The organism is Sandaracinus amylolyticus (assembly GCF_021631985.1).
In the GTDB taxonomy this organism is placed as follows: Bacteria; Myxococcota_A; Polyangia; order Polyangiales; family Sandaracinaceae; genus Sandaracinus; species Sandaracinus amylolyticus_A.
Genome location: NZ_CP070225.1, coordinates 9,749,006 through 9,775,086, shown reverse-complemented (window position 1 = coordinate 9,775,086; position 26,081 = coordinate 9,749,006). Strand labels below are relative to the sequence as shown.

Genomic DNA, 26,081 nt, shown 5'->3' with positions numbered 1-26,081 from the left:
CGCACCGACTACTCGTGCGCCGCGAGCGGGACGAGCGCGGTGCCGAGCCGGATCCCGTCGTGGCTCGTCACGTCGGCGCGGAAGAGGATGCGCCCCGCGTCGGCGGGCACGTGCTGGAAGAAGAGGAACCCGTCGACGAACCCACCGGCGTGCAGCAGACCCTCGGGCAGCTCGCGGCGCCGCATCTCCTCGACCGGCAGCTGCACGTCCTGCCAGAGCGTCGCGGCCTCGCTGTCGGGCGCCGTGTAGAACGCGTCGTACGTGGGCGAGGGATCGAAGCCCGACGCGTCGATCTCGCGCACGACCGGGATCGGCTGCGGCATCGCGTCGGGCGCGCGATAGGCCGCGACCGTTCGATAGCGGCGCATCGAGTCGTCGGTGAGCGCGAAGTGCCCGTGACGGATCAGGATCGGTCGCGGCCCGGGGTTCTCGATGCGCACCCGCACCGGCGTGAGCACGCGCGCGATCTGATCGCGCCCGGTCCACGCATCGCCCTGCACCAGCCACCGCACCCCTGCGGCCTCGGTGTACGCGACGTCGGGCGCGCCGAGCACGCGATCGGCCTTGCCGGCGGGCGTGAGCTCGGTCGTCGCGCCGCACCCGGCGAGCCCGAGCACCAACGCGAGCGAGATCGGCTTGGAGGCGATGCGGCGCATGTTCTCTCCTCTTCGAGAGCGCATGGGCGCGGAGAATCGCGGCGGAAACCCGTGGCGTCCGTCGTCGTGGCGCATCGCCACGATCGCGCTTCTTTCGTGCGCCGCGCGGGGCGACAATGGACGCGATGGCGGGGACGACGAACCTGGATGCCGGGGCGCGGATCGCAGAGCTCGAGGCGCGGGTCGCGCTGCTCGAGGAGCGCTGGCGCCTGAACGATGCAGTGGATCGGCTGGCGGAGATCGCGGTGCGCGATCGGCTCCCGCTCGATCACGCGATGCGCCTGCTCATGCCGGTCCTCTGCGACGCGGTCGATGCGCGGGTCGCGTGGATCCGCACCTACGACGAGACGCTCTCGCTCCACGACTTCGTGCACGCGACCGGCGACGAGGCGACGCTGCCGATTCCGCTCGACGCGCTCGCCGCGCGCGCCGATGCCGGATCGATCGTCGAGCGCGTCGGCGCGAGCACGGTGATCGCGCAGCGCATCGACGTCGCGGGCGATCCGTTCGGCACCGCCGCGGTGCTGATCCCGAGCGCGCTCGACGACGCGCAGAGCGAGCGGGTGCGCGGCCTCCTGCACGTGTTCTGCGAGGAGATCGACAACACGCTCGCGTCGATCGCGCTGGCGCGGAAGAAGGCGATCGCGATCGATGCGATGAGCGACGCGCTCGCCGATCCGGTGCTCGACGACGGCCTCCGCGCCGCGCTCGCGATCCTCCAGGCGAACGTGCCCTTCGAGGACATGCTGCTCGTGTTCCGCCACGAGGACGACGCGTCGGGCCGCACGCTCCACTACAAGATCGTGCAGAACGGAGTGCTCGCGCACGACTCGATGGCGCGCACCGATCCCGAGGTCGATGCGTTCCTCCGCTCGCGCGCGTTCCGCATGATGGCGGGCGACGACGCCGAGGTGCGCGAGCGCTTCGGCATCCGCCGCTATCGCGAAGAGGTGCTGATCAACGGCGTGCGATCGGCGCGCGTCGTCGGTCGCCTGGTCGTCGCGAGCAAGCGCGGCGAGTTCAACACCTTCGATCGCGATCTGCTCGATCGCTTCGCGGACTCGCTGCGCCAGCGCATCGTCGACTTCAACCGCGAGTGGAAGACGCTGAGCGTCGCGTTCCCGCGCGAGGCGTGCGATCGCCTGCTGCGCGAGGAGAGCTACCGCGAGAAGTACCTCACGCCGCGCGAGCGCGAGTGCGCCGTGATGTTCTGCGACATCAGCGGCTTCACGCGGGTCTGCGAGCAGGTGCTGGTGCGCCCCCAGGCGATCGGTCGGCTCGTCGACACGTGGAGCGAGCGCGTCGTGGAGATCGTGTGGGAGACCGGCGGCGTGTTCGACAAGATGGTCGGCGACTGCATCATCGGGATCTGGGGCCCGCCCTTCTTCGATCGCTCGCGGGAGGAGCTGTGCCTCGCGGCGATCGATGCTGCGACGCGCATCCGCGACTTCACGCGCTCGCTCACGACGCACGAAGATCTCCCGGAGCTCGCGGGCGCCGAGCCCCTCGACGTGGCGACGGGCCTGCACTGGTGCCCGCTCTTCGTCGGCGTGTTCGGCCCCGACGAGGACTACACCGGCTTCAGCGCGGGGATGAACAACACCGCGCGCCTCCAGGGCCAGGCCAAGGGCGGCGAGATCCTGTGCATGGACTCGCTGGTGAGCGTCGTCGGCGACGCCGCGCGCTTCGAGGCGTGGCGCGAGGCGAAGGTGAAGAACGTCGAGCACCCGCTGCGCTTCCGACCGCTGAGCGGGTGACGCTACGAGTCCGTCGCCTGCTCTCCTTCTTTCGCCGCCTCGCGCCGTGAAGTACCGTCGCGAGCGCCATGACGGACGTGCTGCGGGTCGAAGATCACGGTGCGGTGCGCGTGCTGACGCTGAGCCGCCCCGAGAAGAAGAACGCGTTCGACATCGCGCTGACCGAGGCGCTCTGGAGCGCGCTCGAGCGCGCGAGCGCCGACGACGGCGTGCGCGTCGTCGTGGTCACCGGCGCGGGCGACATGTTCTCGGCGGGCGCCGACGTGAACCTCTTCCTGCAGGCGGGCACCGGCGGGCTCGAGGGCGACATCAGCAAGGTCGCGCGCCTCTACGAGCCGCTGCGCGCGTGCACCAAGCCGGTCATCGCCGCGGTGCAGGGCCCGACCGTCGGCATGGGCGTCACGATGCTCCCGCACTTCGATCTCGTGTACGCCGCCGAGCACGCCACGTTCCTGGTGCCCTTCGTGCGGCTCGGGCTCGTCGTCGAGTACGCGGGCTCGTTCGCGCTGCCGCGCCTCATCGGCCACCAGCGCACCCGCGAGCTGCTCCTGCGCGCCAAGCCGATCGACGCGCGCACCGCGGAGCACTGGGGCCTCGTCACCCGCGTGTTCCCGCGCGACTCGTTCACCGCCGAGGTGATGGCGATCGCGAACGACATCGCGGCGCTCCCGCCGGGCGCGATCCTCGAGTGCCGGCGCCTCGTCGAGAAGGGCGAGCAGGGCGACATGCAGCACGCAATCGACGAAGAGAACCGCGTGCTCGCGACGCGGTACGGCAGCGCCGAGAACGTCGAGGCCGTGCAGGCGTTCCTGACGCGCCGGAAGTGATCGTCTCCTCTCGTTGTGGAGGCGCCGACCGCGCCTACGTCCGCGGGGCCAGGAGCAGCCATTGAACGGACCCGGTGACCCGCCGAGCGATCTCGGGGCCGCGCTGGCGGAGATCCTCGAGCTCGTGCCGACGCGCATCGCGTACGTCGATGCGCACGAGCGGTTCCGCTTCGCGAACCGCGCGTACGTCGCGTGGCACGGGCGCAGCGCCGACGAGGTGATCGGGCGCAGCGTGCGCGAAGTGCTCGGAGAGCGCGCGTATGCGCGCCTGCGAGACCACATCGCCGCGGCCCTGGCGGGTGAGACCCAGCGCTTCGACACCGAGATCGCGTACGCAGGCAAGGGCCCGCGCTGGATCGAGGTCGGGTACGAGCCACGGCGCGGCGACGACGGGCGCGTGCTCGGCTTCGTGGTGACGGTGACCGACATCACGGATCGCAAGCGCGCCGCCGAGGGCGTCGAGCGCGCGCGGGCGCGCATCCAGCACGCGTTCACGCAGCTGCCCGCGTTCGTCTCGCTCGCGCTGGGCCCGGACCACGTGCTCGAGGCGCTGAGCCCACCGGCGCTCGAGGCGCTCGGCGCGCGCGCCGTGCTGGGACGTCCGATGCGCGACCTGGTCGCGGAGGCCGGCATGGGCGCGCCGGTGCTCGCGCTCCACGACCGCGTGTACCGCGAGGGTGAGGTCGTGCGCACGCCCGCGACCCACTACGTGCTGCACGGTCGCGAGCGCGTGTTCGACTCGACCTACCAGCCGCTGCGCGACGAGCAGGGAGCGATCGAGGGCGTCATCGCGTTCTCGCTCGACGTGACCGAGCGCGTGCTCGCCGCACGCAGGCGCGACCTCCTCGCGAGCGTGGGTCGCGCGCTCGCCGAGCCCCTCGGGCCCGACGCAACGCTCGCGTGCCTCGTCGAGGCGGTGGTGCCCGCGGTCGCCGATCACGCCGCGGTGCATCGACGCGACGAGCGCCCCGTCGCCGCGGAGATCGCGCGCGTGATCGAGCGCGGCGAGACGATCTGCACCTCCGACGTGATCGTCGTGCCGCTCGCGCTCGGCGGAGGCGCGCACGGCGCGCTCGAGCTCACGCGCACGCCGGGCTCGGGTCGCGTGCACGCGCCCGAGGACCTCCGTCTCGCGCAGGAGATCGCGAGGCTCGCCGAGACCGCGCTCGATCGCGCGCACGTGCAGGCCGCGCTCGAAGAGGCGCGCGCCAACGACGCGTTCATGGCCGAGGCCGCGCACATCCTGGGCGCGTCGCTCGACGTCGACGAGACGCTGCGGCGGATCGCGCGGCTCGCGGTACCGATGCTCGGCGACGTGTGCGTGCTCGGCGTGGTCGAGCGCGACGGGCGACATCGACAGGTCGCGGAGGCCGCGGACGACGAGGCGCAGGAGGCGCGGCTGCACGCGCTGCGCGACTGGTCGGCGTATCCGCTCGCGCCGATCGCGCGCGCCATCGAGCACCCCGGCGAAGTGCCCCCGATCATCGAGATCGACGACGCGCTGCTCGAGCGCATCGCGCACGACGCGGACGAGCTCGCGATCCTGCGCGCGATCGGCGCGCGCACCTCGCTCGCGGTGCCGATCGCAGCGCACGGCCGCACGCTCGCGGTGCTCCACGTCGGCATGGCGCGCTCGGGGCGGCGTCACGGGCCGCGACACCGCGCGCTCGCGATGCGCCTCGCAGCGCGCGCCGCGATCTCGCTCGAGAACGCGCGCCTCTACACCGAAGCGCGCGAGTCGGCCGCCGAGCGAGCCCGCGACGCCCAGCGCCTCGGCGCGCTCGCCGACATCTCGCGGGTGTTCGCGGAGGTGAGCCTCGATCCCGAGCTCGCGCACGCCGCGATCGCGCGCATCGCCGCGCAGAAGCTCGGCGATCTCGCCACGATCAACCTGCTCTCGCCCGACGGCGAGTGGCTCGAGACGGTCGCGCTGCACCACCTCGATCCAGCGCGCGAGTCGCTCGCGCAAGCCGTGTTCGCGCAGCAGCCGACGCCGGTCGAGGGCTCGCTCAACGGCGAGGCCGTGCGGAGCGGCAGGTCGGTCCGGATACGGCTCGACGGCGGCGCGTCGCAGGTCCTCACCGACGCGGGTCGCCGATACGTCGACGCGGCCCACGCGCACGAGGTGATCGCCGCGCCCCTCGAGGTACGCGGGCGTGTGCTCGGCACGATCGCGGTGACGAGCGAGCGCGAGGGCAGATGGCTCGACGTCGCGCTGCTCGAGGAGATCGCGCACCGCGCCGCGCTGCTCATCGAGAACGCGCGGCTCTTCCGCGCCGCGCAGGACGCCACGCGCATGCGCGACGAGCTCGTGGCGACCGTCTCGCACGAGCTGCGCACGCCGCTCAACGCGATCCTCGGCTGGGCCGCGATCGCGCGGGTGCGCACCGACGACGCCACGCTCGTCACGCGCGCGCTCGACACGATCGATCGCAACGCGCGCGCGCAGGCGAAGCTCGTCGACGATCTGCTCGACGTCGCGCGCATCGTCGGGGGCACGCTGCGGCTCGAGCGCGAGGACGTCGATCCCGAGCTCGTCGCGCGCGCCGCGATCGAGGCGCTGCGCCCGGTCGCCGACGCCCGGCAGGTGCGCATCGAGCTCGTCGCCGACGCTCCCTGCCCGCGCGTGCGCGCCGACGGATCGCGCTTGCAGCAGGTCGTGGGCAACCTGGTCTCGAACGCGGTGAAGTTCTCCCGCGACGAGGGGTACGTGCGGGTCGTGCTGCGCCGCCACGGCGATGCGCTCGAGCTCGTCGTCGAGGACGACGGCATCGGCATCGAGCCCACGTTCCTGCCCCACGTGTTCGAACGGTTCCGACAGGCGCGACCGACACCGGGGCGCGGCAAGGGAGGCGTCGGCCTCGGGCTCGCGATCGTGCGGCACCTCGTCGAGGCGCACGGGGGCAGCGTCTCGGTCGCGAGCGAAGGTCGTGATCGCGGCACGCGCTTCGTCGTTCGGCTGCCCGCGAGGCCCGACGTCGCGGAGAGCGAGCACGGCGTGATGCCCGAGCGCATCGCGCCCGGCGTGATCCGCCTCGACGGAGTGCAGGTCCTGCTCGTCGAGGACGACGACGACACGCGCGAGGCGCTGCGCGTCGCGCTCTCCGCCGCGGGCGCCGAGGTCGTCGACGCGCGCGACGGAGCCGAGGGCCTCCGTGCGCTCGATCGCGCGGTGCCCGACGTGATCGTCAGCGACGTCGCGATGCCGGTGCTCGACGGCTACGGCTTCCTGCGCGCGGTGCGAGCGCGACCGACGCTCGGCGGAGGCAGCGTCCCCGCGATCGCGATGACCGCGTTCGCGCGCCCCGAGGACGCGTGGCGCGCGCGCGAGGCGGGCTTCCAGACGCACCTCGCGAAGCCCACCGATCCCGCCACCGTCGCCCGCGTGATCTCCGAGATGGCGCCGCGTCGCACGCGCTGAGCTCGCGCTTGGCGCGCCCTCCGCGCCTGCGGCATCCTCGCGCCGTGCCTCCACACGATGCCAGGGCGAGCGACGTCGGGTGCGTCGCGATCGGTCGCAACGAGGGAGATCGTCTGGTGCGCTGCCTGCGCTCGCTCGCGGGGCGCGTGGCGCACGTCGTCTACGTCGACTCCGCGTCGACCGACGGGAGCGCGGCGCGCGCGAGGGAGCTCGGCGCCGACGTGGTCGAGCTCGACCTCTCGATCCCCTTCACCGCGGCGCGCGCCCGCAACGAGGGCTTCGCGCGCCTGCGCGAGATCGCGCCCGAGCTCCGCTACGTGCAGTTCGTCGACGGCGACTGCGAGGTGGTCGAGGGCTGGCTCGAGACCGCGCGCGCGCGCCTCGAGCAGGATCGATCGCTCGCCGTCGTGTGCGGCCGCCGTCGCGAGCGCTTCAAGGACGCGAGCGTCTGGAACCGCATCATCGACGTCGAGTGGGACACGCCGGTCGGTGAGGCATCGGCGTGCGGCGGCGACGCGATGATGCGCATCGACGCGTTCGTCGAGGTCGGCGGCTTCGACGGATCGCTGATCGCCGGTGAGGAGCCCGAGCTCTGCGTGCGGCTGCGCCGCGCGGGACATCGCATCGAGCGCCTCGACGCCGAGATGACGCTGCACGACGCGGCGATGACCCACGTCTCGCAGTGGTGGAAGCGGACGGTGCGCGCCGGGCACGCGTTCGCCGAAGGGGCCGCGCTCCACGGCGCGTCCGAGCAGCGACACTGGGTGCAGGAGACGCGTCGCATCTTCTTCTGGGGTGCGGTCGTGCCCGGCATCGCCGTCGGCGCGGCGGTGCCCACGCTCGGCGCGAGCCTCGCGCTGCTCGCCGCGTACCCGGTGAGCGCGTCGCGCATCTACAAATCGACCCGGGCGCGAGGTCGATCGCGCGCCGACTCGGCCGCCTACGCAGTGTCGGTCTCGGTCGGCCGCTTCGCAGAGCTGCAGGGCGCGCTCAAGTACCACCTCGGCCGAGCACGCGGCCGGCGAAGCGGGCTCATCGAGTACAAGTAGCGGCCCGCCACGCGGGTGACGCGCGACGGGATCGAGCGCCTCGCTCGCAGCGACGCGTGATCGAAGGCGTCGCGCGCGACCTGCACGGGTATGCGGCGTGCTGCCATGCGGCACCGTGCGCATCCATCACCTGAACTGCGTCTCGAGCTGTCCGCTCGGCGGCTGGATCTTCGATGGCCGCACCGAGTCGATCGTGCGCCGCGGGCGCTTCGTGTGTCACTGCCTGCTGATCGAAGCAGGACGCGAGCTCGTGCTCGTCGACACCGGCTTCGGCCTGCGCGACGTCGCCGATCCCGAGAGCCGCCTGTCCAAGCTCTTCCTCGCGCTGCTCGCGCCCGACTTCCGCGACGAGCTCACCGCGATCCGCCAGGTCGAGCGGCTCGGCTTCGAGCCTCGCGACGTGCGGCACATCGTGATGACGCACCTCGACTTCGATCACGCGGGCGGCCTCGACGACTTCCCGTGGGCGACGGTGCACCTGCTCGAGAGCGAGCGCGAGAGCGCGATGGCGCAGCGCACGTGGCTCGATCGCCAACGTTATCGACCGCAGCAGTGGAGCACCTCGGGCTCGTGGCGCACCTACCGCGCGAGCGCGGGCGAGCGATGGCACGGCTTCGAGCGCGTGCTCGCCCTCGACGGTGTGCCCGACGACGTCGTGATGGTGCCGCTGATCGGCCACACGCTCGGCCACGCCGGCGTCGCGGTGCGACGCGGCGAGGGCTGGCTGATGCAGGCCGGCGACGCGTACTTCTTCCACGCCGAGATGGATCCCAAGCGCCCGCGCTGTCCGCCCGGCCTGCGCGCGTACCAGTGGATGATGGAGAAGGATCGACGGGCGCGCCTCGCGAACCAGCGACGCCTGCGCGACCTCGTGGCGCGCGACGAGGGCGTCGAGATCACCTGCTCGCACGACGTGCGCGAGTTCGAGCGGCTCTCGGGCCGCTCCGCCGCCGTGCCGCGCCATGCGATGCGCCCTCCTCCGCACGCGCCGCGTGGCGTGGAGATCGCGCGCTAGCACTGCGCCCCGGAACGAAGCTCCGGGCGGAGGTACGAGTATCCTGCCCGGGATGGCCGAGCGTCTCCACGTCCAGAACGGCACCCTCTTCGACGGAACCGGCGCCCCCGGCCGTCCTGCCGACGTCGTCGTCGAGGACGGGCACATCGCGGCGATCCTGCCACCCATGCAGCGCGTGCATGATGCGCGCGTCATCGATGCATCCGGTGCATGGATCAGCCCGGGCTTCGTCGACGTGCACACGCACTACGACGCGGAGGTCGAGCTGTTGCCCGGGCTGCCCGAGTCGGTGCGTCACGGCGTGACCACCGTCGTGATGGGCTCGTGCGGGCTCTCGATGGCGGTGGGCGATCCCGTCGATCTCGCCGACATGTTCTGCCGCGTCGAGGGCATCCCGCGCGCGACCGTGAAGCCGATGCTCGAGAGGGTGAAGACGTGGGACGGCCCCGCCGCGTACTTCGATCACCTCGCGTCGCTCCCGCTCGGCCCCAACGTCGCGGCGCTGCTCGGACACAGCGCGATCCGCGCGGCCGCGATGGGCCTGCCGCGCTCGCTCACGAAGGGCGCGCGCCCCACCGAGCCCGAGCTCGCGCGCATGGAAGCGCTGCTCGGCGAAGCGCTCGACGCCGGCTATCTGGGGCTCAGCATCAACACGCTCACCTGGGACAAGATGGACGGCGACGGCGATCTGCGATCGCGCCCCACTCCCTCGGTGTTCGCGACGTGGAGCGAGTACCGCCGCCTCGCGCGTCAGCTCCGCGCGCGCGGTCGCATCCTCCAGGGCGTACCCAACGTCAGCACGAAGGTGAACGTGCTGCTCTTCTTCCTCGAGTCGCTCGGCGTGACGCGCCCCGGGCTCAAGACGTTGCTGATCACGATGATGGACGCGAAGGCCGCTCGCCTTCCGTTCCGCGCCGCGGGCTTCATGGCCTCGCTGGTCAATCGCTTCCTCGGCGCCGATCTGCGCTTCCAGTCGCTGCCCAACGTGTTCGACCTCTGGGTCGACGGGATGGAGGCGCCGATCTTCGAGGAGATCGGCGCGGGCACCGCGGCGCTCCACGAGCGCGACGACGAAGCGCGCGCGCGGCTGCTGCGCGAGCCCGCGTTCCGACGTCGGTTCCGGCGCGAGTGGGGCAGCTGGCTGCTCGGTCGCGCCTATCACCGCGATCTCGACGACACCGAGATCCAGGAGTGCCCGGGCGACCGCGCGCTCGTCGGCAAGAGCATCGCGCAGGTCGCGCGCGAGCGTGGTGTGGACCCGATCGACGCGCTGCTCGATCTCGTCGCGGAGCACGGACGCGCGCTGCGCTGGTACACGGTGATCGGCAACGATCGACCGGAGTGGCTGCGCTGGATCGTCGCCCACCCTGCCGTGCTGATCGGCTTCAGCGACGCGGGCGCGCACCTCCGCAACATGGCGCACTACAACTTCCCGCTGCGCCTCCTGCGCATGGCGAAGGACGAGCGGGTGATGCCGATCGAGCGCGCGATCCATCGGCTCACCGGCGAGCTCGCGAGCTGGCTCGGCATCGACGCGGGACACATCGCGGAGAAGGCGCGCGCCGATCTCGTGGTGATCGATCCCGAGGGCCTCACGAGCGAGGTCGATCGCATCGTCGAGGTCGAGATGCCGGGCTTCGACGGGCTCTCGCGCCTGGTGCGCCGCAACGATCGCGCGGTGCGCAGCGTCGTGGTCGGAGGGCGCGAGGTGGTGCGCGACGGCGCTCCGCTCGAGACGCTCGGCCGCGAGCGGAGCGGCTCGCTCCTCCGCGCGGGATGAGCGCGCGCATCACCCCTTCGGGGGTTTGACGCGCTCACGCGCTCCTCCGAGCATCACGCCATGCGCGTGACGAGGAACGTGTTCGCAGCGTGCGTGCTCGCGTGCTTGGCGTGGGCCTGCGCGGAGTCGAGCGAGTGCACCGATGGGCTCAGCGTCGCGTGCGCGTGCACCGATGGACGCGCGGGCGCGCAGGTCTGCACCGACGGCGCGTTCGGCGCGTGCATGTGCGGCAACGACGGCGTGGATGCCGGCCTCGACGCATCGACCGACGAGCCCGATGCGCAGAGCCACCCGCCCGATGCGCAGGGCGACGAGCCCGACGCGCAGAGCGAGACGCCCGACGCCACCGTGGCCGACGACGCGGGCACACGCGGCACCGGTCACCTCGTGCTGATCGGTCACGACCTGCTCCAGGCGTTCACCCAGGGCGATCGCCTGCTGAGCAACTCGGTCGCGCTCGCGCCCGGGAGCGGCACGATCCGCGTGCTCGACTACGACGAGCACACCGGCTGGGACGCGGTGGCGATGCTGCGCCCGCGGATCCGCGAGGGTGTGATGAACGCCACCGGTCGCGACGTGACGTTCACGGAGCTCACGTCGTGGCTCGAGCTCGAGAATGCGCTCGACGACGTCGACGTGCTGCTCGTGTACGCGCAGTCGGCGGAGCGCGCGCGCATGCAGACGATCGCCGAGGCGTGGCACCCGCACCTGCGCGCGTTCCTCGCGAGTGGTGGCGTGATCGTGGTGCTCGATCGGACCCAGGGCGGCTCGTCGGAGCTCGGCTTCTCCCACGAGCTGGTGCGAGGCGAAGGGCTCTTCGCGATCACCGCAGTGATGCCCGGCGGCGGCAACGCGACGCCGCGCATCCACGACGTCGCGCTCGCGTCGGATCCGATCGCGGCGGGTGTGACCAGCTATTCGGTGTCGCAAGCCACCTGCTACGACCGCACCACCGGCGGCGATGCGGTCGTGGCGCTGCGTGAGACGCTCTGTCCGGTCGTGCTCCACGGCACGCGCCGCTGATCACGCCGGGGGCGCGACTCCGAGCGCCTGCAGACGCGCGGTGAACGCGACGATCTCCTCGCCGAGCGAGGCGACGAGCGCGCGATCGGCGTATGCGAGCATCGCGAGGTGGCCGTAGAGCGCGGTGTCGGCGAGGGTCGGCGTCTCGCCCGCGACGAACGGATGACGGCGCAGCGACGCGCGCGTCGGTGCGAGCATCGTGCGCGCGCTCTCGAGCAGCGCGCTCTGCTCGCGCGCCCAGCGGTCCACGCACCCCGCGCCCCAGCGGCGCTCCTTGATGAACGTGAAGAAGAGCCGCTCGTTGTGGGTCGCGAAGCGCGCGCGGATCCCCGGCGTCGCGGCCTGGAACATCGGGATCTCGAGCGTCGAGTCGACGAAGTCGTGATAGGCCCACACCACGGCCTCGCGCCCGTCGGGCACCAGCGCCGCGACCGCGGGCTCGCGCTGCACGAGCGCCTCGAGGATCTCGCGCGAGCCTGTGATCACGTCGCTGCCGTGGCGCAGCACCGGGACCATCGGATAGCCCGGCGCGACCTTCGTCATCACGTCGCGATCGAGGTAGGGCACGTCGACGATGGTGAACGGCACGCGCGCGAGCTCGAGCGCGGCTTGGACCTTCCTCGCGTAGCAGCTGTAGGGGAACCGATAGAGCTCGATGGTCATGCGCGCGACTCTGGAGCGGCGAGCTCGTGCCGCAAGGTCCAGGCGACGGAACGACGAAGCGCCCGCCCGACACGAGGTCGAGCGGGCGCACGTCGCATGTCTTCGAGACGAGAGCCGCCGTGCGGAGCAAGCGGGGTTGGGGCCCCGCGCGCAGCGTTCAGGGATGGGGGCCCCGATCCGGCTCCGCCGGGCGGGGGAAGGGGTCATCCATGACCCCTTCCGCAAGCTCAGCTCAGCGGCAGGCGCCGGTGTGCGCGAGGCCGACGTACGCCGCGCGGCGCACGCAGTCGTTCGAGTACGTGTTGCCGTCGCAGCCGCAGACCGGGCGGTACTCGCGCGTGCACGCGCGCGGCTCGTCGACGACGCACACGCCCGCGACGTCCGCGATGTTGCAGCCGCTCGCCGAGTAGTCGCACGCGAGGCCCGAGGCGCACTCGAGCGCCGCGATGCCGCCGCAGGTCTCGCCCTCGCCCTGGCCCGCGCGCGCGCACTCACCGTCGTGATCGACGCTCACGCCGTTCGACGCCGCGTTGCACGCGTTGCCGTAGGTGCGTCCGTCGCAGCCGCAGACGGGATCGTAGAGCGCGATGCACGCGTCGGGACGCGGCGCGCAGGTGCCGGTCGCGTCGGCGCGACCGCAGATCGCCTCGGGCGCGAACGCGCAGTAGAAGCCCTCGTCGCAGGTGTCGCCGAGGCGCGCGCCGCAGGGCTCGCCCTCGCCGCCCGGCGCGGGGCACTCGCCGTCGTGCGCCACGCTGACGCCCGCCGACGCCGCGTTGCACGCGTTGCCGTAGGTGTGGCCGTCGCAGCCGCAGACGGGATCGTAGAGCGCGATGCACGCGTCGGGACGGCGCGCGCAGACGCCACCGCGATCGTCGGCGCCGCACATCGAGCCCGCCTCGAACGCGCAGAAGAAGCCCTCGGGGCACTCGGGCAGGCCGCGGCTGCCGCACGCCTGCGCCGTCGGCTCCTCGCCGGGCACCACGCACTCGCCGTCCGCGCCGTTGCACGAGACCGTGAGGTGGAACGACATCGCCGCGGGGCGGTTGCGGACCGCGTACGAGTACGAGGTGGCCATCACGAGGTAGCGCACGCCCGCGCGCGTCGAGGTCGAGAGGCACGCGTTGAACGTGTCCGCGCTGCAGTCGTCGTTGCGCGCGACGAGCGCCCAGCGGCCATCGCGCTCCTCGTAGAGCGCGACGAAGAGATCGCGACCGTCGCGGTTCGCGAGGTCGATGAAGGTGTCGTCACAGCCACCCTCGAAGGTGAAGAGCGCGGTGGGGCGCGCCTGCGTGAGCTCGCCCTCGACCAGCTGGCACCAGGGCGCGGCCGGGATCGAGCGGGCCGAGTCGGCGGCACCGAGCGACGCGACGTCGAGCGCGGGCTCCGCGCCGTCGGCGGGGACCTTGGCGGCCGAGTCCATCATGCAGCCCGCGAGCGCGAGGCCGGCGAGCGAAAGCGCGAGTTGCGCGCGAACGAACGAGCGAGTCATGAGCGAAAGAACCCTCCGGGCCGCGCCGCGTAGCAGAGCACGTACCACTGCGTACATCCGCGCAGAACCGCGAAACGTCGCGGAAACGAAGTGCGGAGCGGTGGCGGATCGGGTCGCCGGTGATCGCGGCGCGAGCCATCGCGCGTCGAGGACGTGGTTTTCTCACAGGTTTTGCCGACCGACGTTGGGTTTCGGGGGCTCCGGAAGCCGACCGAGGTTGGGCCGAACGTCCGTGATTGCGCGCCTCCGACCGTGGCCTCGACCGCCTACGGGTGTTGGCTCCCGCACCCAACCTCGGTCGGTTCGCGCTGCACTTGTCGCAGACAATTCCGCTGGAACAGCTCGTGGACAGAGGCCGGTCGCCTTTCCACTCGATCCGAGGAGGTGCTCATGGGCTCCTCGCCACCCTCGTCCTCGCGACCGCGAGCGCCGGCTGCGACGTGGCCGACGGGACCGACGTTCGCTCGTACACCGACAGCGCCGGCCGCTCGTGCACCGTCGACCGCTTCGACATCAGCTACACCGCGACCTGCGACGCCGATCCCACGAGCGTCGTCACCTGCACCGACTCCCCGTCGTGCGCGACCGTCGACTGCGAGACCGACCTCGACTGCCTGCACGATCGCTACGCGTGCACGGGCGGCGTCTGTCGGGACATGACGAACTGAACGTCGAGTACGCTCCGGCGCATGGTCTTCCTTCCGATCGCCGAGCGTCTCGCGCGCGCCGCGCTCCGCGCGCGTGGCATCCGCGGCCGCGTGATCGACACGCCCGTCGGGCGCGTGAACGTGTACGAAGGGCGCGGCGCGGGGACGCTGCCGCCGGTCGTCGTGGTGCACGGGATCGGCTCGGCGGGCGCGCCCTTCGGGCCGGTGCTCGCGCGGCTGCTCCCCCACGTGCGCCGCGTCGTCGCGCCCGAGCTGCCGGGTCACGGCTTCAGCGGTCCGCCCCGCGGCGCGCTCACGCCGGACACGTTGCTCGACGTGATGCGCGACGTGCTCGATCGCGTGATCGACGAGCCGGTGATCCTCTGCGGCAACTCGCTCGGCGGCGCGATCGTGCTGCGCTACGCGCGCGATCGACCGGAGAAGGTCCACGGCCTCGTGCTCCTCTCACCCGCCGGCGCGCGCATGAACGACGACGAGCTCGCCGACGTGCGCCGCGCGTTCCACATGCCGACGACCGCGGACGCGCACGCGTTCGTCGCGCGCGTCTACCACCGCACGCCGCCGCTCACGTCGCTCTTCGCGAGCGGCATCCGCGCGCGCATGGGGAGCCCGGTGGTGCAGGGCCTGCTCGCGGGCGCGAGGCCCGATCAAGCGGCGACCCCCGAAGAGCTCGCCGCGCTCGCGATGCCGGTGACGCTGGTGTGGGGCTGCTCGGAGCGGCTGCTGCCCGCGAGCGACCTCGCGTACTTCCGCGAGCACCTGCCGCGTCACGCGCGCATCGAGGAGCCCGATGCGGTCGGGCACTGCCCGCACTTCGACGATCCCGCGCTCGTCGCGCGGGTGATCCTCGACATGGCGAGGCAGGTCAGCGCGACGCCGCGCGCGTGAGCCGCGCGACCGTGTCGAGCAGCAGCGGGTGATCGATCGGCTTCTCGAAGCACACGTCGGCGCCCGCGTCCTTCGCCTCCTGCATGCGGCGGCCGCCGTACGCGGTCATCGCGACGATCGGCACGCGCTGGAAGAACGGATCGAGCCGCATCAGCCGGATGAGCTCGACACCGTCGACGTCGGGCATCGCGACGTCGGTGATCACGAGATCGATCGCCTGCGTGCACACCCGCCGGAAGCCGTCCTCGCCGTTGATCGCGACGGTCACGCGATAGCCCTCTTCCTCGAGGAGCGCGGGCAGGCTCTCCTGGATGAAGCGGTTGTCGTCGACGACGAGGACGGACGGCTGCTCGCTCACGATCGTGCCTCCTCGAGGGCCGCGCCCTCACGTGGGCGCGACGACGTGCCCGCCTCGTCGTGCGCGAGCGGGAGCACGACGGTGAACGTCGAGCCCGCGCCCGGAGCGCTCTCGAGGAGGATGTCGCCGCGGTGCAGGTGGACGACCTCGCGCGCGAGCGCGAGGCCCATGCCCGATCCGCGCGCGCCCTTGGTCGTGAAGTACATGTCGAAGATGCGCTCGTGATCCTCGAGCGGGATGCCGACGCCGGTGTCGCGGATCGCGAGCCGCACGCACGCGTCCTCGACGCGCGCCGTCACGTCGACACGACCGCCGACCGACGTCGCGTCGATCGCGTTCACCAGCACGTTCACGAGCGCGCGCACCAGATCGCTCTCGCTCGCGGGCACGGAGAGGCCACGCGGCACGTCGGCCGCGAGCTCGATCGCGCCGGCGTCCGGTCGCGCGAGCCGCGCCACGTCGAGCGCGCGCGACACCACGCCGTGCAGCTCCACCGGCGAGAAGCGCGGGCTGCGATACGAGATGAAGCTCAGCGTGCGCAGGCCCGCGAGCACGTTGCGCCCTTCGTCGATCGTGGTGCGGATGAGACGCACCCAGCGCGAGCGCTTGTCGGGATCGGCCGCGCTCGGACGCTCGAGCATCGCCGCCGCGCCCGACGCCGCCTCGAGGTAGTTGCCGAAGTCGTGCGCGAGCCGCTCCGCCATCGCGCCGAGCGCGTGGAAGCGCTCGGTCTTCAGGCGCTCCTGCTCGTAGCGCACCCGATCGCTGAGATCGCGCAGCACGGTCACCGCGCCGACGACGTCGTCGCCCACCGCGATCGGTGCGCTGCTCACGCTGACGCAGCGCTCCTCGGCGCCTCCGTCGATCACGACCTCGGCCGCAGCGAAGGGCTCGGCGCGCGCGATCGCGGTGAGGATCGCGTGGCCGCGCTCGGCGTCGCGCATGCGCGCGGCGAGGGCGCGCACCGGTGCTCCGTCGTGCACGCCGAGGAGCGATCGCGCCGACGGGTTCGCGAGCGTGATGGTGCCGCGGCGATCGGTGACGAGCACCGGATCGACCATGTGCTCGAGGATGCGCGCCAGGCGCTGCTGCTCCGCGCGCGTCATCGCGAGCAGACCGATCACGTCGAGCGAGAGGCGGCCGACGTAGAACAGGATCGGCACGCCGAGCAGCGCGAGCGCGAAGGGCATCGCGAGGCGCGCGTCGTCGGCACCGCGCATCGTGCTCACGAGCTCTCGTTTCTCGGCGTCGAGCGAGCCCAGGAGCGCGGCCGCGACCGCCTGGAATTCCGCGTAGACCGGGCCGGGGCGCGCGACGTCGGGGTCGTCGAGCAGATCGCGCTCGCCGCGCGCAGCGCGCTCCACGAGCTCGCGCGACGCGGCCTCCCACGCGATCTCGAGCGCGCGCATCCGCGCGACCTCGCGGCGCCACGCCTCCTCGTCGGTCGCGGCGATCACCTCCGCGCTCTCGAGCGCCGCGCGCAGCGCGATCGCGGCGGACTCGTGCTCTTCGCGGCGGCGTGCGTCGGGGCGATAGAGGAACGCCCGCAGCGCGCGCTCGCGATCGGCCATCGCGCGCGCGGCGCGCTCCACCGCGAGCTCCATCGCGCTCACCTCGAACGCGAGGCGATTCCGGATCGTGCGCCCGCGCAGGTAGAGCACGTAGGGCACGAGCACCATGAGCGCGACGACGACGAAGATCGCGAGCCACGAGAGCCCGAGCTGCGCGGCGCGCCAGTCGCGTCGTGCAGTGGTGAGCCAGCCCGAGATCCTGCGCTGGCCCGCCATCGTCAGAAGAGCTTCCCGAGCGGACCGAGATCGAGCCCGAGCTCGTCGGGATCGATCCCGAACTGCTCGCAGAGCTGCACGATCGTCTCTTCGAGGCGCATCAGCGCGAGCCCGATGCGCTCGACCTCGTCGTCGTCGAGCGTGCCGTCCTCCATCCGGCGGATCGCCTGGCGCTCCATGAGGCGGCGGAGGAATTCGACGAGCGTCAGCACGAGCTTCACCAGCGCGCGCTGCGCGTCCTCGGGGTTCGCGTTCCAGCGCGCGCGCTCGGCGTCCTTCTCGAGGCGCTGCCCCAGCTTCGCGATCTCCGCCTCGGCGATCTCGACGGCGCGCATGCGGCTCACGAGAGCACCTCCGCGGCGAACGCATAGGGCGGCGAGGACACGCCGGCGACGAGCTCCCAGTCGGGCACCTCGGCGACGACGCGCGCGAGCTCGGCGCGGTACGCGGGCTCGGCGGCGCGCGGCACGAGGTGGTACACGCGCCACGCGTCGAAGCGCGGATCACCCTCGTCGAGCCGCTCGGCGCGAACGTGGGCGCGGAGCGAGGCCGTCAGCACGTCCCAGCGCGGCGGGCGCGGCACGCGGGCGCGCTGTCGCAGGAAGCGCGCGCCCGGGCCCAGCGACGCGTCGCGATCGTCGATCGGCGCGAACACCAGCGGCGGCCCACGCATCGCGCGCACCGTGACCTGCACCGCGTCGTGCACGCGCTCGAGCCCTTCGTGCAGCGCGTCCTCGCGGCCCCGCAGTCGCTCGACGAGGCGAGCGGGATCCGACGCGTGGGCACCGAAGCGAACCGGGAGCACCGCGCGCACGTGCTCGGCGAGCGCACGCACCGCGGCGTCGTGACGGCGCAGCGCGTCGAGCCCCGCGACCGGCATCGCGGGCAGCTCGGCCGCGATCAACGCTGCGTGCTCGTCGAGCGCGAACGCCTCGAGCCGCGCTCCGTCGATCTGCGCGAGCCCATCGGGCGCCCGATCGACGACGGCGAGCGCCCACCACACGCTCATCGCCGCCTCCGCGAGTCGGGCAAGAGGCGATCCGCGGCGCAGATCACCGCGCTGAGCCCGACGTACACGAGGTCCACGCCGGCGAGGCCGATCACGAGCTCGCCGTGCACCAGCAGGCCCTTGTCGAGCAGGTTGTCGACGAGATCGAGCAGCGTCGTGTCGGGCGGCAGCAGGCGCTCGACATCGTCGCGATCGGAGTGGGCGCGCACCAGGTCGTCGATGCGATCGGTCATCACGCGCCTCCTGCGAAGTGGTAGGGCGCCCACGGGCCGCTGAGCTCGAGATCGACGCCGTGCCGTGCGAGCTCGGCGCGTGCGCCCTCGGCGATGCGCTCGATCTCGGGCTGCGCATCGTGCGGCACGAGAAGCGTCGCCTCGGCGACGAGCTGCGTGGGCGTGCCCTCGGGCGGCGGGATGCGGCGATGCGTGCGCGCCGGCGCGGCGAGGCGCTCGACGATCGCGCTCGCGACCTCGGCGGCCTCGACACGCGCGCCGCGGGTCGAGTCGGCGATCTGCTTCTTGCGCGCCAGGAACGCAGCGCCGCTCGCCGGCTTCTGCGCGGCGCCCTCTCGCTCGCGCGCGATGCGCGCGGCGCGCTCGTCGAAGCGCATGCGCACGCTCCACTCCACGCAGCCGCTCACCCGATCGATCGCGGCGCGCACGCTCGCTTCGCGCTCGCGCACGTGATCGCGGGCGCGCGCCTCGGAGCGGAAGATCGTGAACGCCTTCATCGGCACGACCGCGTCGGCGCCGAGGAAGTGCGAGACCATCTCCTCGTGGCGGAGCGCCCGCTCCGAGACCCAGTCGATGTCGCGCAGGCCCGCCGTGATCACGTCCTCCGACCACGCGCTCGCGTCGACGTCGGCGATCACGAGATCGATGCCCTCCGAGATCGACACGAGGCGCGGCGGCGACGCATCGGGCACGCCGCGCGGAGCGCGCTCCAGGCGATCGGGCGACACGCCCGCGACGATGCAGTACGCGTAGATCGCGCGGCCCTTCATCACGCCACCTCCCATTCGTGCGCCCACGCGCGCAGGGCACGCACACCGCGCGGCGGGACCGCGAGGAGCGGTGCTCGCACCAGCTTCGCGTCCCCGGCGCGCTCCGCGAGCGCGCTGCGCTCGTCCTCTTCGTCGGCGAGCGCGCGCGTGCACGCGCTGCATCGCGGCGCACCGTCGCGATCGTCGTCACCGAGCACGATCAGCGAGGGCACGCGCATCCCGCGCGACCCGAGAGATGCGAGCAATCGCTCGGTCTCGAGGCGCGGCAGCGCGGCGGGCCGCGTGACCGGCACGAACGCGGTGCGCGCCGGGTCGCGCCAGGTCTCGACCAGGCGCGCCAGCGCGCGAGAGAACCCCACGAGATCCTGGGCGAGCTCACCGAGGCCGATCACCTCGCGGTACTCGAGGAGCACCGCGAGCAGCGCCTTCACCCACTCGCGAACCGTCGCCGGCAATGCGAGCAATCGCTCGGTGTGGCCCCAGGGCGCGGTGTCGACGATCACCAGATCGTACCCGCCGTCGATCGCATCGAGGATCGCGACCACCGAGAAGAGCTCGTCGATGCCCGGAGGCGCGAGCTCGACCAGGTCGTGCACGATCGCGCGATCGAGCACCGGATCGAGGCGCGAGCCGCCGCGCAGCGCGTCGAACAATGCATCGACCGCGCGCGCGTGCTCCTGCCTGCGCCGCGCGAGCTCCGCGGACGCGTCGATCTCGCGCGCGTCGAGCCGCCCCTCGACGCCGGGCACCGGTCGCGGATCGTCGTCGAGCCGGAGCTCGAGCGCGTCGCCGAGCGAGTGCGCGGGGTCGGTCGAGAGCAGCAGCACGCGCCGCTCGGGGTGCTGCTCCGCGATCGCGATCGCCGCCGCGGCCGCCGACGTGGTCTTGCCGACGCCGCCCTTGCCCCCGAAGAGCGCGAGGCGCAGCGAGGCATCGGTCACGAACCCGAGCGCACGGGCCGGGCGCGCACGCGACGACGTCCGCGCCGCGCGCGGCGCCTTGCTCGCGATCAGCGCGCGCCCGCGATCCTCACGCGCGAGCGCGTCACCGAGCGCACGCAGCCCCTCGATGCCCCGCGGCTCGCCGTCGAGGCGCGGCACCTGCCGCACCGGAGCGCTCGCACGCTCGAGCAGCGCGCCGATCGCGGCGCGCTCGCTCGCGACCCTGGCCTCGCACCGCACGCAGCGCGCCCGCGGCACCGGCGTGACGCGGTTCACGACGATCTCGTCGACGCACACGCCCATCGACGCGAGCGCCTCGAGCCCGTCGCGGGTCTCTTCGATCGAGAGCGCCTCGGGCAGCGCGACCCAACGCACCGACGCGCGCGCGCGGTCGCGCAGCCGCTCCCGCGCCTCGCGCGCTTCGCCCTCGATCTCGGCGATCAGCGCGTCCTCGGCGTCCTCGCGATAGCGACCCACCGCGAGCGCGCTCGAGACCTGACGATGCTTCTCCTGCATGTCGTCGAGCACGCGCGCGAGCTGCGAGAGCAGCGCCGGCGTGTCGAGCAGGCGCAGCGCGTGGCCGGTCGGCGCGGTGTCGACGATCACCCGCTCGGGCTCGAGCTCCCGGCGCAATCGCTCGAGCTCCACCAGCCCGACGAGCTCGTCGACGCCCGGCAGCGAGAGCCGGAAGAAGCGATCGATCTCCTCCCGCGACAGGTACGTGCCGCGCGACGCGATCTCGCGCAGCCGGGGCTCGCGCGCCGCGATCCAGCGATCGAGCGCGGCATCGGCATCCAGCTCGAGCGCGCGCAGCCTCCCGCGACCACGCACCGGCACGTCGCGCGCCTCGGGCCCGAGCGTGCGACCGAGCGCATCACCGAGCGAGTGCGCGGGATCGGTCGACACGAGCAGCACGTCGGCGCCGCGCTCCGCCTCGCGCAGCGCGGTCGCGGCCGCACAGCTCGTCTTCCCGACGCCACCCTTGCCCGCGAAGAACCGGTACTGCATCGCGGTCTCGCGCTCAGCGCTCGTCGTCGTCGTCTTCGACCACGCTCGCCTCGACGCCGGTCACCCGCATCGTGCGCGGATCCATCGTCATCGCGGCGTCCCCGCGGGCCTCCTGGATCGCGCGCAGCCGCGCCATCACCTCGCGCTCGATCGCCGCGAGCTCCTCCTCGTCGATCTCGCCGAGCTCGGCGCGCATCTGCGCCTCGAGCAGGCGCTCGCGCAGCTGGGTGTCGTCGTTCAGCTCGCGATCGACGGCCGCCACGACCTTGTCGAGCACGAAGCGGATCCCGCCGATCAGCAGTCGATCGAGGACGATCACTGCGCGCGCTCCAGCTTCAGCCGGATGTTGACGAAGTTGTAGGGCGGCCACGGCCCCGTGTACTTGAAGGTCAGCCGCCCGTCGTAGCGCTGGCCGATCTCCTTCACGCGCGCGTCGAACGCCTGCTCCTGATCGCGCGACACGAGGAACGCCGCGTTCAGGATCATCTTGTCGCCGATCGGCTTGTTGGTGCGCGACGCGACCGCGACGTCGCGCAGCGCGTGGAACACCTCGGCCACGTACTGCTCGGTGCGCGACTGCAGCGTCGCGTCGACGAGCCGCCCGTACTGCATGCGCGCGAAGTACGTCGATCCCTTCTGCGCCGAGATCTCGTCCTTGAGGCGCCGCACGTTCTCGTCCTCGCGCTCGATCTCGCGCACGATCTGATCGCGATCCCATAGCACTTTCAGGCCGAATTCGAAGCGATCCTGCATCTTCTCGAGCACGTCGCGGAACGCGCCCTCGGCCGAGCGCAGGAGCTCGACGATGTCCTCGCGCGTCTTGAAGACGGTGCCGAACGACATCGGGATCACCGTGTAGCCGCGCATCACGGTCTCGGCGACGCCCTGGTGCGCGAGCACGTTCTCGCGCGTCGGATCGTGCACCACGAGCGCCGTGTCGGAGACCACCGCGGCGAGATCGCGATGCGCGACGGTGTAGACCTCCGCGGGCTCCTGACCGATCCCGATCGCGCCGAAGCTCACCGGGCGATCCGTGCGGATGATGCAGTAGACGTACTTGCCCCGGACCGCGCTCTCGTGCGACGGCGCGATCGGCGCAGGCGTGACCGCAGCGAGCGCTTCGGGCACCGCCTTGCGCGCGCGCGTCCGATCACTCGTCGTCGCCGCGGGCTTCGCGGTCGCCGCCGCGGGCTTCTTCGAGGCCTTCGTGCGCATCGGCTTCACACCGCTCTCGGTCGCAGCGCTGCGCGCGCTGGTCTTGGGCGCGGTCTTCGTCGCTGCGGCTCGGGGCTTCTGCTTCGCCATGGTCGTGCTCCGTCTCCCCTCGGGTCGCTCGATCACGCGCGCCGGCGCGCGAGCACGCGCCGGACTTCTTCCACCACGCGCTCGGGCAGGCACGGCTTGCTGAGCACGCCGTCGCAGCCCGCGGCGCGCGCCCGCTCGGCGTCACCGCTCAGCGCGTGCCCGGTGATCGCGATCACCGGGATCTTCTTGGTGCGCGCGTCCGCCTTGAGGCGTCGCGTCGCTTCCCAGCCATCCATCGACGGTATCGCGAGGTCCATCAGGATCACGCTCGGCGCGAGCTCGTGCGCGCGCTCGATCGCCTCCTTGCCGTCGCGCGCCTCGGCCGCGCGGAACCCCGAGAACACGAGGTACTCGCGGTACATCTCGCGCGCGTCGCCGAAGTCGTCGGCGATCAGCACGAGGGGCTGCTCGCCGTGGCCGTGCTCGCCGGTCGCGCGCTGCGCGCCCGGCTTCTTCGCGCCGGTGGTCTTCTTCGCCGTCATCGCTTCTTCATCCGTGTCGGCAGGCTCAGCTCGAACGTCGATCCCTCGCCCAGCACGCTGACGACCGAGATGTCTCCGCCGAGCATCCGCGCGAGACGCCGGCAGATCGCGAGACCGAGCCCGGTGCCGCCGTAGCGACGCGTCGGCGAGCTGTCGCCCTGCTGGAACTCCTCGAAGATGCGCTCCTGGTCTTCCGGCGCGATGCCGATGCCGGTGTCCGCGACCGTCACCGACACCGCGCCGCGCGTGCTGCGCGCGCGGATGCGCACCGCGCCCTCGCGCGTGAACTTCAGCGCGTTGCCGAGGAGGTTCAGCACGATCTGCTTCACCTTCTGGCGATCGCTGCGCACCTCCGCGAGCACCTCCGGCAGCTCGACGCCGACGTCGAGCTGCGAGCGCGCGATGATCGGCTCGAGCTCCGCGACGACCTCGCGCACCACCTCGGCGATCTCGAAGCTCGAGACGTGCAGCGGCATGCGCCCCGCCTCGATGCGCGAGATGTCGAGCACCTCGTTCACGATCGCGAGCAGGTTCTTGCCGTTGTCCTCGATGCGCTGGGCCTTCTGCTTCTGCGGCGGCGTGAGCTCTCCGCTGACGCCCTGGAGCAACATCGACGTGTAGCCGAGGATCGCGTTCAGCGGTGTGCGCAGCTCGTGCGACATGTTCGCGAGGAACTGCGACTTCGCCGCCGAAGCGCGCTCGAGCTCGACCGCCTGACGGCGCAGGAGCTCGTTCTGACGCACCAGCTCGGCGGTCGCCTCCTGCACGCGCTGCTCGAGCTCGCTCGCGGCCTTCTCGAGCTGCTCGTAGAGCCGCGCCTTCTCGAGCGCCTCCCGGCGATCGTGGAAGATCGTGACCACCGCGTTGAGCTCGCCCTGCTGGCTCAGCACCTTGCCCGCGATCGCCTCGACCGGCAGCGGCTCGGCGGTGAGCGGCGACACCAGCCCGAGCTCGCCGCGATAGCGCTGCTCCTCGTGCCCGCTGAAGAGCAGGTTCGAGACGAACGACGAGAAGTGCGCCTCGTTGCCGCGCACCGCGCGTAGCGCCTCGCCCGGTGCGTCGTCGGGCACGGTGAACACGCGCTCCGCCGGCTCGTTCATCAGGAGGATCTCGCCCTGCGGATCGGTCACGACGATCGGGTCGGCGACCGAGTCGATGATCAGCTCGAGGCGATGCCGCTGCGCGCGCACGTCGGCCTCCGACGCGCGGAGCTTCTTGTACGCGAGCTCGAGCTCCATCGCGGCGCGCCCGAGGTCCGTCACGTTGCGCAGCACCGAGACCACGCACGTGCCCTCGGCGGCGTCCTTCACGACGTGCGACATCAGCTCGAAGAGCAGGTCGCTCCCTTCGGTCGGATCGACCAGCAGCAGCTCGCTCGGCGCCGGCTGCTCGGGCCCCGAGAACACCATGCTCGCGAGCGCGGCGCTGAAGAGCATGTTGTTGAGCGCGATCGCGCGGCGCCGTCCTTCGCTCTCCTCGTCGCGCGACGCGAAGAGGCGCTCGGCGCGCGCGTTCGCGACGAGCAGGCGCCCGTCGGGATCGGTGAGCAGCACGGGATCGGGCACCGCGTTGAGCACCGCGAGCATCAGCTGTCGCTCGCGCACGTGGCGCGAGTCGGGTCGTCGCCTCGGCTGCGCGAGCCAGTCACCGAGGATCCCCGCGGCCCACACCACGTCGTCGCACAGCGCATCGCCGCCCGCGCACGACACGAGCATCAGCCCGAGCGCGATCTCGTCGTCGCTCGCACGCGCGCGCAGCACGAGCGCGTGGAACGCGGCGCCCCCGAGCAGCGCGGTGTCGCCCGCGCGGAAGAGCACGGGGTCGCGCTGCACGAGCACCGACGCGATCGGCTCGTCGGCGCGATCGAGCGGGATCGCCGGGCTCACCTCCCGCGGATCGAGCCCCGCCGACGCGATCGTCACGCACTGCAGCGCCTCGAGATCGACCAGCCCGACGCACCCGCGCGACACCCCCGCGACCACCCCCAGCCACGCGAGCACCTCGCTGGCGCACGCGCTCGCGTCCTGCGCGCCGAGCACCGACTGGACGAGCGCGAGGCGCTGCTCGCTCGTCGCCCTCCCCCGGATCTCGCGCACACCCGAGCGCGGCGATCGTGAGTCCCTCGATCGCTGCGTCGCTCGACGTCGCGTCGCTCCCTCGGACGACATGCTCACTCAGCGCGCGACGCGTGCCCTGCGACGGTTGGTGGACGGAAGCGTCTGGGCTGCGAGCTCGGCGCGCAGCGTCGCGTTCTCGGCGAGGAGCTCCTCGCGGCTGCTCGAGACGGAGACGGTCTCGACGATCGGCGCTGGGCGCGAGAGCGACGTCGTCTGCCCGACCGCCTCGGAGTACTTGAGGTAGGTGTCGATCGACGCGACGACCACACGCGCCTCGACCGTGATGAGGTCGATCCCGACCAACGACACGCGCACCCACGCGTCGATCACGATGCCCTTGTCGAGCACGCGATCGAGCACGTCGATCAGGCTGGTTCCTCCCGGAGTCCGCTCGACGGCCATGTGTGCCCCTCACCCCTTCTTCGCGGTTTTGGCCGGTTCGCGGTCCGATCGCCGCGAAGTCTTCTTGCGTGCCGCCTGCGCCGTGCGCTCCGCACCGACGCGCGCTCGCACCGGACGCGACGCAGCGGCGGGCGGAAGACCCAGCGCGGCCACGCGCTCCTCGAGCGCGCGTAGCTCGCGGCGCAGCGCAGCGTTCTCCTCGGCGAGCGCCGATGCGCGCCCTGGCGCGAGGTGCTGATCGTGCTTCCACCAGTCCAGCCCGATCGCCTCGGCCTTGTCGAGCGAGCACACGATCAGCCGGATCCGGATCGTCAGCAGCTCGACCTCGGCGAGCGACACGCGCACGTCGCCGGCGATCACCAGGCCTTTGTCGAGCACGCGATCGAGCACGTCGACGAGGCCCGTCGAGCGTGACCGTGTCGTGAGGTCC

At 72.4% G+C, this 26,081-nt stretch carries 24 protein-coding genes and 1 pseudogene; 9 read left to right on the top strand and 16 right to left on the bottom strand.

Translation table 11 applies throughout. The features are described from left to right. Positions 1–8 precede the first annotated feature (8 nt). On the bottom strand, positions 9–656 hold the full coding sequence (locus I5071_RS41575; protein WP_236518942.1) for a hypothetical protein: 648 nt from the start codon (positions 654–656) through the stop codon (positions 9–11). Positions 657–781: 125 nt separating this feature from the next. Here I5071_RS41575 and I5071_RS41570 point away from each other — a divergent pair, with 125 nt between their 5' ends. The 7 genes from I5071_RS41570 to I5071_RS41540 all read left to right on the top strand — a co-directional run bounded on the left by I5071_RS41570 (position 782) and on the right by I5071_RS41540 (position 11,528). After that, entirely contained in the window at positions 782–2,413 is a 1,632-nt protein-coding gene (locus tag I5071_RS41570) for an adenylate/guanylate cyclase domain-containing protein (RefSeq protein ID WP_236518941.1), read from the top strand. Positions 2,414–2,481: 68 nt separating this feature from the next. After that, positions 2,482–3,240, top strand: coding sequence for an enoyl-CoA hydratase/isomerase family protein (locus I5071_RS41565; RefSeq protein WP_236518940.1), 759 nt, complete (start codon positions 2,482–2,484; stop codon positions 3,238–3,240). A 61-nt stretch (positions 3,241–3,301) separates the two neighbouring features. After that, positions 3,302–6,661, top strand: coding sequence for a PAS domain-containing protein (locus tag I5071_RS41560; RefSeq protein WP_236518939.1), 3,360 nt, complete (start codon positions 3,302–3,304; stop codon positions 6,659–6,661). 44 nt (positions 6,662–6,705) lie between these two features. Further along, positions 6,706–7,710 (top strand): glycosyltransferase, encoded by a 1,005-nt coding sequence (locus tag I5071_RS41555; RefSeq protein ID WP_236518938.1) that lies wholly within the window; start codon positions 6,706–6,708, stop codon positions 7,708–7,710. A 115-nt stretch (positions 7,711–7,825) separates the two neighbouring features. Beyond that, positions 7,826–8,725: an MBL fold metallo-hydrolase gene (locus I5071_RS41550; protein ID WP_236518937.1), complete on the top strand. Its 900-nt coding sequence runs from the start codon at positions 7,826–7,828 to the stop codon at positions 8,723–8,725. Between the two features lie 52 nt (positions 8,726–8,777). Continuing rightward, complete coding sequence (locus I5071_RS41545) at positions 8,778–10,505, top strand: N-acyl-D-amino-acid deacylase family protein (RefSeq protein ID WP_236518936.1); 1,728 nt, start codon at positions 8,778–8,780, stop codon at positions 10,503–10,505. A gap of 60 nt (positions 10,506–10,565) precedes the next feature. After that, entirely contained in the window at positions 10,566–11,528 is a 963-nt protein-coding gene (locus I5071_RS41540) for a hypothetical protein (RefSeq protein ID WP_236518935.1), read from the top strand. Here the strand turns inward: I5071_RS41540 and I5071_RS41535 are convergent, their stop codons facing one another. Together I5071_RS41535 and I5071_RS41530 are read right to left on the bottom strand one after the other, a co-directional pair. Further along, positions 11,529–12,191, bottom strand: a complete 663-nt coding sequence (locus I5071_RS41535; protein ID WP_236518934.1) for a glutathione S-transferase family protein — start codon at positions 12,189–12,191, stop codon at positions 11,529–11,531. 232 nt (positions 12,192–12,423) lie between these two features. Continuing rightward, entirely contained in the window at positions 12,424–13,683 is a 1,260-nt protein-coding gene (locus tag I5071_RS41530; protein WP_236518933.1) for a Kazal-type serine protease inhibitor family protein, read from the bottom strand. 440 nt (positions 13,684–14,123) lie between these two features. Here I5071_RS41530 and I5071_RS41525 point away from each other — a divergent pair, with 440 nt between their 5' ends. Continuing rightward, positions 14,124–14,351 (top strand): hypothetical protein, encoded by a 228-nt coding sequence (locus I5071_RS41525; RefSeq protein WP_236518932.1) that lies wholly within the window; start codon positions 14,124–14,126, stop codon positions 14,349–14,351. Between the two features lie 21 nt (positions 14,352–14,372). Continuing rightward, complete coding sequence (locus I5071_RS41520; RefSeq protein ID WP_236518931.1) at positions 14,373–15,239, top strand: alpha/beta fold hydrolase; 867 nt, start codon at positions 14,373–14,375, stop codon at positions 15,237–15,239. Here the strand turns inward: I5071_RS41520 and I5071_RS41515 are convergent. The 13 genes and pseudogenes from I5071_RS41515 to I5071_RS41455 all read right to left on the bottom strand — a co-directional run bounded on the left by I5071_RS41515 (position 15,217) and on the right by I5071_RS41455 (position 26,041). Beyond that, positions 15,217–15,597 (bottom strand): response regulator, encoded by a 381-nt coding sequence (locus I5071_RS41515; RefSeq protein WP_236518930.1) that lies wholly within the window; start codon positions 15,595–15,597, stop codon positions 15,217–15,219. The genes I5071_RS41520 and I5071_RS41515 overlap by 23 nt on opposite strands. Beyond that, a complete protein-coding gene (locus I5071_RS41510; protein ID WP_236518929.1) occupies positions 15,594–17,384 on the bottom strand; it encodes a two-component system sensor histidine kinase NtrB in 1,791 nt (596 codons plus the stop codon). Before I5071_RS41510 ends, I5071_RS41515 begins: the two co-directional genes overlap by 4 nt. A 2-nt stretch (positions 17,385–17,386) precedes the next feature. Next, positions 17,387–17,719, bottom strand: a complete 333-nt coding sequence (locus I5071_RS41505) for a gas vesicle protein K (RefSeq protein WP_236607729.1) — start codon at positions 17,717–17,719, stop codon at positions 17,387–17,389. Positions 17,720–17,724: 5 nt separating this feature from the next. Beyond that, positions 17,725–18,393, bottom strand: coding sequence for a GvpL/GvpF family gas vesicle protein (locus I5071_RS41500; RefSeq protein WP_236518928.1), 669 nt, complete (start codon positions 18,391–18,393; stop codon positions 17,725–17,727). Continuing rightward, positions 18,390–18,626 (bottom strand): gas vesicle protein GvpJ, encoded by a 237-nt coding sequence (gvpJ, locus tag I5071_RS41495; protein WP_236518927.1) that lies wholly within the window; start codon positions 18,624–18,626, stop codon positions 18,390–18,392. Before gvpJ ends, I5071_RS41500 begins: the two co-directional genes overlap by 4 nt. Then, entirely contained in the window at positions 18,626–19,396 is a 771-nt protein-coding gene (locus tag I5071_RS41490; protein ID WP_236518926.1) for a GvpL/GvpF family gas vesicle protein, read from the bottom strand. The genes gvpJ and I5071_RS41490 overlap by 1 nt, the downstream gene beginning before the upstream one ends. Beyond that, positions 19,396–21,345: an ArsA family ATPase gene (locus tag I5071_RS41485; RefSeq protein ID WP_236518925.1), complete on the bottom strand. Its 1,950-nt coding sequence runs from the start codon at positions 21,343–21,345 to the stop codon at positions 19,396–19,398. The genes I5071_RS41490 and I5071_RS41485 overlap by 1 nt, the downstream gene beginning before the upstream one ends. 13 nt (positions 21,346–21,358) lie before the next feature. After that, entirely contained in the window at positions 21,359–21,664 is a 306-nt protein-coding gene (locus tag I5071_RS41480) for a gas vesicle protein GvpG (protein ID WP_236518924.1), read from the bottom strand. Beyond that, positions 21,661–22,650: a GvpL/GvpF family gas vesicle protein gene (locus I5071_RS41475; protein WP_236518923.1), complete on the bottom strand. Its 990-nt coding sequence runs from the start codon at positions 22,648–22,650 to the stop codon at positions 21,661–21,663. The genes I5071_RS41480 and I5071_RS41475 overlap by 4 nt, the downstream gene beginning before the upstream one ends. 32 nt (positions 22,651–22,682) lie before the next feature. Further along, on the bottom strand, positions 22,683–23,132 hold the full coding sequence (locus I5071_RS41470; RefSeq protein WP_268921195.1) for a response regulator: 450 nt from the start codon (positions 23,130–23,132) through the stop codon (positions 22,683–22,685). Continuing rightward, complete coding sequence (locus I5071_RS41465; protein ID WP_236518922.1) at positions 23,129–25,228, bottom strand: PAS domain-containing sensor histidine kinase; 2,100 nt, start codon at positions 25,226–25,228, stop codon at positions 23,129–23,131. The genes I5071_RS41470 and I5071_RS41465 overlap by 4 nt, the downstream gene beginning before the upstream one ends. Before the next feature lie 210 nt (positions 25,229–25,438). Continuing rightward, positions 25,439–25,651, bottom strand: a pseudogene (gene gvpA / locus I5071_RS47100) (gas vesicle structural protein GvpA); the annotation flags it as partial. A 9-nt stretch (positions 25,652–25,660) separates the two neighbouring features. Then, complete coding sequence (locus tag I5071_RS41455) at positions 25,661–26,041, bottom strand: gas vesicle protein (protein WP_236518921.1); 381 nt, start codon at positions 26,039–26,041, stop codon at positions 25,661–25,663. Positions 26,042–26,081 lie beyond the last annotated feature (40 nt).

Coding starts and splice junctions, on each gene's coding strand:
- I5071_RS41500 (WP_236518928.1), bottom strand. CDS start 18,393: ATGAGCGTGTGGTGGGCGCTCGCCGTCGTCGATCGGGCGCCCGATGGG.
- I5071_RS41545 (WP_236518936.1), top strand. CDS start 8,778: ATGGCCGAGCGTCTCCACGTCCAGAACGGCACCCTCTTCGACGGAACC.
- I5071_RS41485 (WP_236518925.1), bottom strand. CDS start 21,345: ATGCAGTACCGGTTCTTCGCGGGCAAGGGTGGCGTCGGGAAGACGAGC.
- I5071_RS41505 (WP_236607729.1), bottom strand. CDS start 17,719: ATGCGCGCCGTCGAGATCGCCGAGGCGGAGATCGCGAAGCTGGGGCAG.
- I5071_RS41510 (WP_236518929.1), bottom strand. CDS start 17,384: ATGGCGGGCCAGCGCAGGATCTCGGGCTGGCTCACCACTGCACGACGC.
- I5071_RS41470 (WP_268921195.1), bottom strand. CDS start 23,132: ATGACGGCGAAGAAGACCACCGGCGCGAAGAAGCCGGGCGCGCAGCGC.
- I5071_RS41475 (WP_236518923.1), bottom strand. CDS start 22,650: ATGGCGAAGCAGAAGCCCCGAGCCGCAGCGACGAAGACCGCGCCCAAG.
- I5071_RS41520 (WP_236518931.1), top strand. CDS start 14,373: ATGGTCTTCCTTCCGATCGCCGAGCGTCTCGCGCGCGCCGCGCTCCGC.
- I5071_RS41570 (WP_236518941.1), top strand. CDS start 782: ATGGCGGGGACGACGAACCTGGATGCCGGGGCGCGGATCGCAGAGCTC.
- I5071_RS41575 (WP_236518942.1), bottom strand. CDS start 656: ATGCGCCGCATCGCCTCCAAGCCGATCTCGCTCGCGTTGGTGCTCGGG.
- I5071_RS41535 (WP_236518934.1), bottom strand. CDS start 12,191: ATGACCATCGAGCTCTATCGGTTCCCCTACAGCTGCTACGCGAGGAAG.
- gvpJ (WP_236518927.1), bottom strand. CDS start 18,626: ATGACCGATCGCATCGACGACCTGGTGCGCGCCCACTCCGATCGCGAC.
- I5071_RS41565 (WP_236518940.1), top strand. CDS start 2,482: ATGACGGACGTGCTGCGGGTCGAAGATCACGGTGCGGTGCGCGTGCTG.
- I5071_RS41540 (WP_236518935.1), top strand. CDS start 10,566: ATGCGCGTGACGAGGAACGTGTTCGCAGCGTGCGTGCTCGCGTGCTTG.
- I5071_RS41530 (WP_236518933.1), bottom strand. CDS start 13,683: ATGACTCGCTCGTTCGTTCGCGCGCAACTCGCGCTTTCGCTCGCCGGC.
- I5071_RS41490 (WP_236518926.1), bottom strand. CDS start 19,396: ATGAAGGGCCGCGCGATCTACGCGTACTGCATCGTCGCGGGCGTGTCG.